Origin of the sequence: Actimicrobium sp. CCC2.4, assembly GCF_034347385.1 — a bacterium.
Classification (GTDB): Bacteria; Pseudomonadota; Gammaproteobacteria; order Burkholderiales; family Burkholderiaceae_D; genus Actimicrobium.
Genome location: NZ_CP133777.1, coordinates 1,001,828 through 1,012,389 on the forward strand (window position 1 = coordinate 1,001,828; position 10,562 = coordinate 1,012,389).

Consider the following 10,562-nt stretch of genomic DNA (forward strand, 5'->3'; position numbering starts at 1 on the left):
GAGTTAAGGGTTGATCTGATAGCCATCGTTGAGCGTGCCGAGAAACGTGATCACGTCGTCGATTTCCTGCGCTGACAAGGCCGGCGCCATGCCAGGCAATCGGTTGTACGGCACTTCGACGGTGTTGACATTTTTCTTGTAGGCCGCAGGCAGGTCGTCAAACTTGTCAATGCTGCCGTCGGCGGCACGCGGGTACCACTCTTCCGGGTTGGTATCGCGCCGGACATAAAAGCCGAGCACGTCGCGCAAATTGGTGAACCGGCCATTGTGGAAAAACACTTTGCGTGTGGTGACGTTGCGCAAGCCCGGCACCTTGAAGGCGCCGCACAGATCGGTGCGGCCGCTCAGGTCATTGCGGATAGGGCCGCACAGACCGAGGTCAAAATAGGCCGGGTCGGCATTGGCTGGAATGGCCGGATTGCGCGGTACGCCGATATTGTCGTAGCTGAAATCAGTGAACAGCGGCGAGCTGCCATCGGCTCCGCGGGCGCTGACGTGGCAGGCCGCACAATTGCCCTTGGCGGGATTGTTGAACAGGGCCAGGCCGCGCAGTTCTGCACTGCTCAGCGCGACTTTGCCGGCCAGGAACTGGTCGTATTTCGCGTCGAACGGGAAAAAATCGTGGTCCTCTTTCTGGTACTGCTGCAACGCGAAACCGATGCGTTCGACGGCCTGTTCGGGAGCCGCCAGGATGTCGCTGCCGAACACCTGGCGGAATTCTTCGACATAGGCGGCTTTTGCCAGGCGAGCCGTCAGATCGGCTGCGCTGATGTTGGCCATTTCATGCGCGGCCAGCAACGGCACCCGGGCCTGTCCGGCCAGCGTTGCCGCACTGCCGTCGCGGTTGAACCCGGCGGTCGGCGTGCCGTCTTTGGCAAAGAAGAACGCCGGCAGCAGGTTCAGATAGCGCAACGACGGTACGGCGCGCGTACCCGGTATTTGCTGGTTGACACCGCCAAGTTGCACGGACAAGTCGTTCGATTGGGCATGAGCGTTGGCCGGATTATGGCAAGTGGCGCAGGCCATCTGTCCGGAAGCCGACAAGGAAGTATCGCTGAAGATTTTTTGGCCCAGCAGCGCTGCTGCACTGAGGGTAATGGTCGCGGGGGGCGTGGCTACTGGAGTCACTGCGGTGCCACCGCCACCGCCGCAGCCAGACAGAAGCAGCAAAGTGAACAGGGCTGTGCGGGTGCTGCTCAGCAGCGGGAAATGGCGTCCGACGGATGATCGGCAAGGAGTGCTTGATAGCATGGGAATAGGCGGGCAACGAGTTTGATCGGGCTGGATTGTCTTCCAATGAGAATGATTCTAATTTAGAAGCAGGAATTCGGCAAGCCCCCGTCCACTCGGTTCCCGTGTTTTGAAATTTATTTTTGGCTGATTTGTCGACCGCAGGGTGCAATAACCAAAGGGCATTGCACCGAACACACTCAACCCGCCAGCGGCACCAGCAAACTACGCAGCAATTCGCTCGCACCGTCCCACACGATCTGCACGCCAAGACACAGCAGAATGAATGCAGACAGCCGCATGAAAATCACCGTACCGGCTTCGCCCAGCGGTTTCAGCAGACGCTGCGCGTAGCGGAACGCCAGATACAGCAAGCAGGCAATGACCAGCAGTGCCAGCACGCCGCCGCTCATGTGCGCCAGCGACAGCGTCAGGCGCTGGTCATTGAGCGATACGCCGACCGTGATGGCCGCCGCCAGCGAACCGGGGCCACAGCTGATCGGGAAGGTCAGCGGGTAGAACGCCTGGCGCAGCGAGTGCTCATTCGAATACTGGTCAGCCAGTTCGGTCCGGCGATCGTCGGTGACATGGCTGGCGTTGAGCAAACGCCAGGCGTTGGCCGCGACGATCAGGCCGCCGCCTACCCGCACGATCGGCAGCGAGATGCCGAAAAATTCCAGCACATACGAGCCGATCAGCATCGAACCCGCCATCAGCGCAAACATGTTGCGGGCAATCTTGCGTGCCAGCAGCGCGCGCGTCTTGGTCGATGCCCCATGCGTCAGGCTGAGAAAGATCGGTGCAGTCGCTGCCGGATTGAGAATCGGCAGCAGCGCCGCCAGCACGAAGAGAAAGCTTTTGCCCAGTACCAGTAATAGTTCAAGCGCCATGTCAGGACGCTGCTTCGGGTGGCGTCGTGAGCGCGCGCATTTTTTTGCGCAACAGTTTTTCCTGTTTCTGTTCGACCAGCCAGTCTTCACGGATGGCACGCCACAGCGAGTACGCCATCAGCATGATGACCACGGTGAATGGCAGCGCGAATACGATGGTCGCCGTTTGTACCGCTTTGAGCCCGCCGGCCAGCAACAGGCTGATCGCAATCCCGGCCACCAGCACGCCCCACATGACCTTGACCTTGTTCGGCGGATTCGGATTGCCACCGGTGCTCATGATGCCCAGCACCAGCGTGGCCGAGTCACCCGAGGTGACAAAGAACACCATCACCAGCACGGTCGCCACGCCCGACATCAGTGTGCCGAACGGCAGCGCATTGAACATCGTGAACAGCGCCGTCGAGACATCGCCCTTGACTGCTTCGGTCAAGGGCACGCTCTGCCAGATTTCCAGATAGAGCGCGGTACCACCAAAGACCGAGAACCAGACGAAGGCAGCCAGTGTCGGTGCCAGCACGGTACCGATAATGAATTCGCGGATGGTGCGGCCGCGCGAGACGCGGGCAATGAACAGGCCGACGAAAGGTGACCAGGACACCCACCAGGCCCAGTAGAAAATCGTCCATCCGCCGACCCAGCCGCCTTCGCTGAACGGCGTCATGCGCAAGCTCATGCGGACGAATTCACTGAGGTAGCTACCCAGTGTGTTGGTGAAAGTATCGATGATGGCAACGGTCGGGCCGATCACGAATACCGCCAGCGCCAGCAATCCGGCGAGGATCAGGTTGATCGTCGACAGCCATTTGATACCGCGCTCTACGCCGGTGACGGCCGAGGTCACGAACAGTGCCGTGGTGATGGCGATGATGGCGACCTGCGAGGTATCGCTGACCGGCAAGCCGAACAAGGCATTGAGGCCGCTATTGATTTGCAATGCACCGATGCCCAGCGAGGCGGCGACGCCAAATGCCGTGGCAATGACCGCAAGCACGTTGACGACGATGGCCGAGTGCTTGGCCGCACGCCATGGCAAGGCTTCGATCGAGGTACTGATCAGTGCCGCACCGCCGCGACGGAACTGGAAGAACGCAATCGCCAGCGCGACGATGCTGTAGACCGCCCATGGATGCAGTCCCCAGTGGAAGAAGCTGTAGCGCATGGCGGCATTGGCAGCGGCCGGCGTGTTGGCAGCGATGCCCGGTGGCGCAGTACCGTAATGCGAGATCGGTTCGGCCACGCCCCAGAACACCAGACCGATACCCATGCCGGCGGCAAACAGCATCGCAAACCAGGCCCCGACCGAAAATTCAGGTTCGTCGTCTTCATTGCCCAGCTTCATGTTGCCGTAGCGGCTGAACGCTAGATACACCGCCAGGATGACCAGGCTCAGTACAACCCACAGATACAGCCAGCCAAAGTCGTGAGTGATGAAGGCAAGCGCCTCGTTGAACACGTCACGCAGGGAGTCCGGAGACAACAGGCCCCACAGGACAATGGCCAGAATGGATCCGGCGGAAAGAATGAGTTGCATGGGTCAGGTCCAGGTAATTCGCTGTCGTTGACAGCGATGTTTGCCGAAAAGAGGTTCTATTCCGGTCAAAGGGGCGCGATCTTAACAGACCGCTGACGCGCGAGCGAAAACCCGGCCGCGGTCAACATCTCCGGGTCGGTGCGTACATTGCGCGTGCGAGTGTCGGCATGGTCGCAGCTTGTGGCTGGCGCGTATGTGTGCTGCCGCGCTTTCAGCGGGGATGAGGCAGCAAGGGAACGAAAAGGTGGCGATTGACTGGGGCAACCGGTGGCGATGGGACTGCGGAAGCGAGGCGTTAGCCTTTTTATGGACGGGGATGGATACTTGGTACGCGCGAGATCGGTGGGTGCATCGAGCAAAAAAGTGTCCTGGCGAAGGCCGGGAAATTGCTGACGTGTCGCTCACTACACGGCTGTATTTTTTCGCTTTTACGCAAGGCTAACCAAGAGGAGGTTGACTACGATGTCTCAAAAATTAATCAGACCCACTGATGAAGAAGACGCTGCCATTACCGCGGCAGCATTGGGCGATCCGGATGCGCTGCCGCTGACTGACGCAGAACTCATCAAGTTGCGCCCGGTGTGTGGCCAGTCGTCTGACCGCGGAACAAAAGCCGGTAGGGTGCAATAACCGCAGGGCATTGCACCAAATGCACCGGATGCGTCGGATGCACTCCCGCTATCCGCCCGGTTGAACCACCCAAAAAAAACCCCGGGAATCACTTCCCGGGGTTTTTTATCAGCCAACGTCAAGCAGGTCAGTGACCGGAAGCACCCTCGGCACCGATACCGGTTTCCGAGCGCACTTTCTGAGCCGGATAACCAGCGCGATCGAGGCGGGCCCGCTCGCTGCGGTCGGTGATCGAGAACAACCAGATACCGACGAAACCGGCCGTCATCGAGAACAGCGCCGGTGACGTGTACGGGAAGATCGCCTCGGTATGGCCGAGCACATCGACCCACACTGATTTCGACACGACCGTCAGGCCCACTGCAGTGATCAAGCCCATGAAGCCGCCGATGGTGGCACCGCGGGTGGTGCAGTCTTTCCACAGCACCGACATGAACAGGACCGGGAAGTTGGCCGAAGCGGCAATCGCAAACGCCAGCGACACCATGAATGCGATGTTCTGCTTCTCGAACACGATACCGAGGATGACAGCGATGATGCCCAGGCACAGCGTGGTGATACGCGAGACTTTCAATTCGCTGGCGCTGCTGGCTTTGCCTTTTTTGAAGACAGTGGCATACAGGTCATGCGATACCGCGGATGCGCCGGACAAAGTCAGTCCGGCTACCACGGCGAGGATGGTGGCAAAAGCGACCGCCGAAATGAAGCCCAGGAACACATTGCCGCCAACCGCTTTGGCCAGGTGAATAGCGGCCATGTTGTTGCCGCCCAGGAGCTTGCCGGCCGCATCCTTGAATTCAGGATTGGTGCTCACCAGAACGATGGCGCCGAAACCGATGATGAAGGTCAGGATGTAAAAGTAAGCAATCCAGGTGGTGGCCCAGAAGACCGATTTGCGGGCTTCCTTGGCGTTCGGTACGGTGAAGAAACGCATCAGGATGTGCGGCAAACCGGCGGTACCGAACATCAGTGCCATGCCGAACGAAATCGCCGATATCGGATCCTTGATGAAGTTACCCGGACCCATGATCGATTGTCCCTTCTCATGGACTTCGACCGATTTCGCGAACAGCGCTTCCGGACTAAAGTTGAACTGCTGCATGACGATGTAGGCCATGAAGGTAGCACCCGACAACAGCATCACCGCTTTGATAATCTGCACCCAGGTGGTCGCGGTCATGCCGCCGAACAGCACGTAAATCATCATCAGGCTACCGACCACGACGACGGCGATCCAGTACTCCAGACCGAACAGCAGCTTGATCAACTGGCCGGCACCGACCATCTGGGCGATCAGGTAAAACGCGACGACGACCAGCGTGCCGGATGCCGCGAAGATGCGGATCGGTGCTTGCTGGAAGCGATAGGCAGCAACATCGGCGAAGGTGAAGCGGCCGAGGTTACGCAGGCGCTCTGCCATCAGGAAGGTGATGATCGGCCAGCCGACCAGAAAGCCGATCGAGTAGATCAGGCCATCGTAACCATTGAGGTACACGGCGGCAGAAATGCCGAGGAACGAAGCCGCCGACATGTAGTCGCCGGCAATTGCCAGGCCGTTCTGGAAACCGGTGATGCCACCACCCGCCGTATAAAAGTCCGAGGCCGATTTGGTTTTGGAGGCGGCCCACTTGGTAATGAACAGCGTAAAGATAACGAACGCACCGAACATGCCGATGGCGGTCCAGTTGGTCGGTTGTTTGGCAACCTGACCGAGATCGGGGCCGGCAGCGTACACGGTGCCGGCAACGGCCAGCAACGCCGCTGCCATGAAAAGACGTTTAATGAACGACATTACAGAACCTCTTTGTGAATAAGTGCGGTCAGCGTGTCGAATTCGTCATTGGCGCGCCGGACGTAAATGCCGGTGATGATGACGGTAAAAATGATCACGAATAATCCGATCGGTATGCCCCAGGTCATGACGCCGGCACCGATTTTTGCTCCCAACAATTCCTTGTCAAAAGCAATCAGCGTGATGAAACCGTAGTACACGATCAGCATCAGCCAGGTCATCGTCCAGCCGTAAGACGAGCGAGTCGCCACCAGCTTCTGGTAATTGGGATTGGCCATCACCCGTTCTGCGAGGTTGTGTTCCATTTTTGTCTCCTGTTTTTGTGTCGTACGTCCGTGCTGTCTGTGGGAAAGGTCGCTAATGCGTGCTACCCACTCGCTGAGAATCAACGTGCGGCGAACACTAGCAGTCTTTTCTTACCGTCATCTTACGGTCGGGAAAAACGTCGGTAATCGATGCTTCCCGGCAGCGTCTTGTCGCAGCGGGTGCCGCCGCCGCCGGGTATGTGGCGCAACGTACAGACTTGATCGCGCAAGCCGCGCATTGTGAAAAACACGCTTGTCGCGCGAGTCCGCACGCGACGCCGGCCCGGCGCACAAGGGTGCGTCCGGCCCCACAGGAGAATTCACTATGGTTGCAAAAATCAATGGCCACACCATGACCGATACCCCGGTCTGGTTCATCACCGGTTGTTCCACCGGCTTCGGCCGCGAGCTGGCGATCCAGGCGCTCGAACAGGGCTATCGCACCGTCGTGACGGCCCGCAATCCTGCCGACGTCAGTGACCTCGCTGCGCTGGGCGACGCGCTGGTGCTGGCCCTCGACGTGACCGACCAGGGTCAGGTCGATGCCGCCATCGAGGCCGCCATTACGCATTTCGGTCGCATTGATGTGCTGGTCAATAACGCCGGCATTGGCTATTTCGGCGCCATCGAAGAGAGCGACGAAGAGCAGGTCCGGCGCATGTTCGAGATCAATATCTTCGGCGTGAGCCGCATGATCCGCGCCGTGCTGCCGGCGATGCGCCGCCGTCGCGCCGGCTTCATCGTCAACCTGTCGTCGATCGGCGGGTTGCGCTCGTTTCCGGCAGTCGGGTATTACAACGCGACCAAGTACGCGGTCGAGGGTTTGTCCGAAGCCTTGTGGCAGGAAGTCGAACCGCTGGGCATCAAGGTCATGCTGGTCGAGCCGAGCGGATTCCGCACCGACTGGGCCGGTCGTTCGGCCAATGACATCGTGGTGCCGATCGATGATTACGTCGCCACGGCCGGTGCCTGGCGCGCCCAGGTGCGGGCTTCGTCGGGCAAGCAGCCGGGCGACCCGAAGCGCGCCGCCCACGCCATCATCAGCGCCGTCTCGGCGGCCCAGCCGCCACACCGGCTGCTGCTGGGGAACCAGGCTTATGACGGCGCGATCGAAAAGCTCGACCAGTTGCGCACCGAATTCACGGCGTGGGAAGCCGTCTCGCGCGGCGCTGATTTTCCGCAGGATCCTGCCGTCCGATAACCTTTTCCGGAGAACACCTCATGAGTCAATGTCAGATCGCTGTCCTTGTCGGCAGCTTGCGCAAGGATTCCTACAACCGCCGGATGGCCACCGCCATCGCCCGGCTGGCACCGCCGGAATTTACCTTCACCCAGCTCGAGATCGGCGACCTGCCGCCCTACAACGAAGACGATGATGCCCATCAGGCCGCGCCGGTACTGCGCCTGAAAGCCGCGATCAGCTCGGCGCAGGGTCTGCTGTTCCTGACGCCCGAATACAACCGCTCGATTCCCGGCGTGCTCAAGAACGCGATCGATCACGCGTCACGTCCGTACGGCAAGAGTTCCTTTGCCGGCAAGCCTGCCGGTGTGCTTGGCGTATCGCTGGGAGCGATCGGTACGGCGATGGCGCAACAGCATTTGCGCAATGTGCTGGCCTACCTCGATGCGCCGACGCTGGGGCAACCGGAAGCCTTCCTGCAGGCCAAGGACGGCCTGTTCGATGAGTCCGGCAACATCGGTGCCGACAGCAAACAATTCCTGCAGGGCTGGATGGACAAATATGTCGACTGGGTCAAACGTCATACCGTCTGAGTTTTCCTCACAAGAAGGGGGGCGCGGAGTGTCGCTGCAAGCCGTGACGGCAGAGTCGTTGGGTCTATCACGCGAGATGTGTCGCGTAGCTCGAAAAGGGCGGGGTACCATCAGGCGTGGTAATCGATTTCTCCCGCTGCCGGTTGATGCCGTTGATGGGTACTGCCGGCCTTGAACAACGACTTGTGACTAGGAGTGCGCAATGACCTACTCAACCCTGATGGTCCAGCTTGAGCTGGGACAGCCTAATACCGATGTGCTGCGCATCACCGCCGATCTGGCGCGTCGTTTTGACGCTGCCGTGATCGGCATTGCCGCCTGCCAGCCGATGCAGATGGTAGTCGGCGACGGCTATATCTGCGGCGATCTGATTGCCGAAAACGATCAGCTTGTGGTGGCCGAACTCGACGCCGCCGAACAGCAATTCCGTACCGCGATGGCCGGTTGTTCCGGCGCACTATCGTGGCAAGGCAACCTCTCGTGTTCATCAATCGCCGACTACATTGCCCGCGCCGCGCGCGCGGCTGACCTGATCGTGGCCGGGACCGCGCCGGATGCACCGGCCGACGTGCAGCGTCGCCTGAGTCTCGACGACCTGGTCATGCAGTCCGGACGGCCGCTGCTGGTGGTGCCGCCCGGGGCGACACTGTTGCAACGCGTGCTGGTCGGCTGGACCGACACGCGGGAGACGCGGCGTGCCATCGTCGACGCCTTGCCCGTACTGAAAATGGCCTCACAGGTTGAAGTAGTTGAACTCGGTAAGGCCGGCGATCAGGACACGGCCCGTGCGCGACTCGATGACGTCTGCGGCTGGTTGCGCCGCCATGGCGTCGAATGCACCACCGTCGCAACCTTATCCAATGGCGACGACGCTAGGCAGTTGCAAGACATCGCCGCCGCGCAGCATTCCGACGTCATCGTCGCCGGTGCGTTCGGGCATAGCCGCTTGTTGGAGTGGGTGCTGGGCGGCATGACGCGCAGCTTGCTGGCACCGGTGGGACGCTGTTCGTTGTTGTCGCATTGAGGGTTGTGAAGACATCGTCGGAGGGCAGTGTTGCGTGCGTCGAACCCGCAGGTAGTGTCTGATTTTTGAACTCGGCTGGTGCAATGCCCTTCGGTTATTGCACCCTACCAATTAAGCGGGGCACCTCCACAAGACCGTTCGTACTGAGCTTGTCGAAGGCGCACATAACAGACAGTAGGGTGCAATAACCGAAGGGCATTGCACCGCGCGCTGATCAATGCTTCGCTGTCCCCCACACTTCCGCCACCCGTGCATCGCGCCCGCAGCCGTTGCGGTAGTACGCATAGCGGATCGGGTTTTTCTTGTAGTAGTCCTGGTGGTATCCCTCAGCCGGATAGAAGGTTGTCAGCGGGATCGTCTCGGTCTCGATTTGCTTGATGACGCCGGCTTTCAGAATCGCTGCCTTGCTGCTATCGATGGCGGCGCGCTGGGCATCGTTCTCAACAAAAATCGCACTGCGGTACTGGCTGCCGACATCACAGAACTGGCGATTCTTGACGGTCGGATCGATGTGATGCCAGAAGTAATCGAGCAGTGCGGCATAGCTGACTTTTGCCGGGTTGTAGACAACCCTGACGACTTCGATGTGGCCGCTCTTGCCGGCGCTGACCTGCTCATAGGTCGGATTGACCAGCTTGCCACCGCTGTAGCCGGACTCGACTTCCAGCACGCCCGGCAGTTTTTCGAAGTCGGCTTCGATACACCAGAAGCAGCCGCCGCCGAAGACGGCGCTGGCTGTGGTCGCCGCTGCCGGCACCGGCGTTTGCGCATGGGCCGCTGCACTGAGCAGCAGCGCGGATAAAAACAGGGACAAACGATTCATGTGCGTAACTCCGGAAGAGCCTGGTCGGCGGGGATGAAGTGCAGCGCGACGCCATTGTTGCAATAGCGCAGGCCGGTTGGTTTGGGTCCGTCGTTGAACACATGACCCTGATGGCCGCCGCAGCGGGCGCAATGGTATTCGGTACGCGGAAAGAGGATCTTGTAATCCGTTTTTGTCGCGACGCCGGCCGGAATGAAATCGTAAAAACTGGGCCAGCCGGTGCCGCTGTCGAACTTGGTGGCGCTCTTGAAGAGCGGATTATTGCAGGCGGCGCAGACGAAGGTGCCACTGCGTTTTTCGGCGTCGAGCGCGCTGCTGCCGGGGCGCTCGGTGCCTTCCTCGAACAGCACGTTGTAACTGGCGGGCGGCAGCAACTGCTTCCACTGCACAGGCGTCTTGCTGACAGCAAAAGCGGCCGGTGCGGAGAAGGCCGACGGTGCCAGCTGGAGTAGCGTCGCGCCGCCGAACAGGCCGGATAATTTCTGGATCAGTTGACGTCGGTTCATGATTTCTCCAAAACACAAAGTGGGTCAAAGTTTAACTGCAGTGGCCCTTTGTCGC

At 60.0% G+C, this 10,562-nt stretch carries 10 protein-coding genes; 3 read left to right on the forward strand and 7 right to left on the reverse strand.

Features of this window, described 5'->3' with window-relative positions:
- Nucleotides 1-3: 3 nt before the first annotated feature.
- From RHM62_RS04735 to RHM62_RS04755, 5 genes are all read right to left on the reverse strand, one after another.
- Entirely contained in the window at nucleotides 4-1,128 is a 1,125-nt protein-coding gene (locus RHM62_RS04735; RefSeq protein WP_322124406.1) for a cytochrome-c peroxidase, read from the reverse strand.
- A gap of 302 nt (nucleotides 1,129-1,430) precedes the next feature.
- Nucleotides 1,431-2,120 (reverse strand): MarC family protein, encoded by a 690-nt coding sequence (locus tag RHM62_RS04740; RefSeq protein WP_322124407.1) that lies wholly within the window; start codon nucleotides 2,118-2,120, stop codon nucleotides 1,431-1,433.
- A 1-nt stretch (nucleotide 2,121) separates the two neighbouring features.
- On the reverse strand, nucleotides 2,122-3,654 hold the full coding sequence (locus RHM62_RS04745; RefSeq protein WP_322124408.1) for a BCCT family transporter: 1,533 nt from the start codon (nucleotides 3,652-3,654) through the stop codon (nucleotides 2,122-2,124).
- A gap of 757 nt (nucleotides 3,655-4,411) precedes the next feature.
- The gene (locus tag RHM62_RS04750) at nucleotides 4,412-6,076 is read right to left on the reverse strand and encodes a cation acetate symporter (protein ID WP_322124409.1); all 1,665 of its coding nucleotides are present in this window, start codon (nucleotides 6,074-6,076) and stop codon (nucleotides 4,412-4,414) included.
- Entirely contained in the window at nucleotides 6,076-6,381 is a 306-nt protein-coding gene (locus RHM62_RS04755) for a DUF485 domain-containing protein (protein WP_322124410.1), read from the reverse strand. The genes RHM62_RS04750 and RHM62_RS04755 overlap by 1 nt, the downstream gene beginning before the upstream one ends.
- A 325-nt stretch (nucleotides 6,382-6,706) precedes the next feature.
- Between RHM62_RS04755 and RHM62_RS04760 the strand changes: the two genes are divergently transcribed.
- The 3 genes from RHM62_RS04760 (at nucleotide 6,707) to RHM62_RS04770 (ending at nucleotide 9,178) form a co-directional block, all read left to right on the forward strand.
- Nucleotides 6,707-7,582: an oxidoreductase gene (locus RHM62_RS04760; RefSeq protein ID WP_322124411.1), complete on the forward strand. Its 876-nt coding sequence runs from the start codon at nucleotides 6,707-6,709 to the stop codon at nucleotides 7,580-7,582.
- A 20-nt stretch (nucleotides 7,583-7,602) separates the two neighbouring features.
- Complete coding sequence (locus tag RHM62_RS04765) at nucleotides 7,603-8,154, forward strand: NAD(P)H-dependent oxidoreductase (RefSeq protein WP_322124412.1); 552 nt, start codon at nucleotides 7,603-7,605, stop codon at nucleotides 8,152-8,154.
- 202 nt (nucleotides 8,155-8,356) lie between these two features.
- Nucleotides 8,357-9,178, forward strand: a complete 822-nt coding sequence (locus tag RHM62_RS04770; protein ID WP_322124413.1) for a universal stress protein — start codon at nucleotides 8,357-8,359, stop codon at nucleotides 9,176-9,178.
- 214 nt (nucleotides 9,179-9,392) lie between these two features.
- Here RHM62_RS04770 and msrA read toward each other — a convergent pair whose 3' ends face one another.
- Nucleotides 9,393-10,001, reverse strand: coding sequence for a peptide-methionine (S)-S-oxide reductase MsrA (gene msrA / locus RHM62_RS04775; protein WP_322124414.1), 609 nt, complete (start codon nucleotides 9,999-10,001; stop codon nucleotides 9,393-9,395).
- Nucleotides 9,998-10,507: a peptide-methionine (R)-S-oxide reductase MsrB gene (gene msrB / locus RHM62_RS04780; RefSeq protein WP_322124415.1), complete on the reverse strand. Its 510-nt coding sequence runs from the start codon at nucleotides 10,505-10,507 to the stop codon at nucleotides 9,998-10,000. Before msrB ends, msrA begins: the two co-directional genes overlap by 4 nt.
- Nucleotides 10,508-10,562 lie beyond the last annotated feature (55 nt).

Excerpts from the sequence above, each read along its gene's own strand:
- RHM62_RS04745 (WP_322124408.1), bottom strand. The coding sequence starts at position 3,654 with ATGCAACTCATTCTTTCCGCCGGATCCATTCTGGCCATTGTCCTGTGG.
- RHM62_RS04755 (WP_322124410.1), bottom strand. The coding sequence starts at position 6,381 with ATGGAACACAACCTCGCAGAACGGGTGATGGCCAATCCCAATTACCAG.
- msrA (WP_322124414.1), bottom strand. The coding sequence starts at position 10,001 with ATGAATCGTTTGTCCCTGTTTTTATCCGCGCTGCTGCTCAGTGCAGCG.
- msrB (WP_322124415.1), bottom strand. The coding sequence starts at position 10,507 with ATGAACCGACGTCAACTGATCCAGAAATTATCCGGCCTGTTCGGCGGC.
- RHM62_RS04765 (WP_322124412.1), top strand. The coding sequence starts at position 7,603 with ATGAGTCAATGTCAGATCGCTGTCCTTGTCGGCAGCTTGCGCAAGGAT.
- RHM62_RS04740 (WP_322124407.1), bottom strand. The coding sequence starts at position 2,120 with ATGGCGCTTGAACTATTACTGGTACTGGGCAAAAGCTTTCTCTTCGTG.
- RHM62_RS04770 (WP_322124413.1), top strand. The coding sequence starts at position 8,357 with ATGACCTACTCAACCCTGATGGTCCAGCTTGAGCTGGGACAGCCTAAT.
- RHM62_RS04760 (WP_322124411.1), top strand. The coding sequence starts at position 6,707 with ATGGTTGCAAAAATCAATGGCCACACCATGACCGATACCCCGGTCTGG.
- RHM62_RS04750 (WP_322124409.1), bottom strand. The coding sequence starts at position 6,076 with ATGTCGTTCATTAAACGTCTTTTCATGGCAGCGGCGTTGCTGGCCGTT.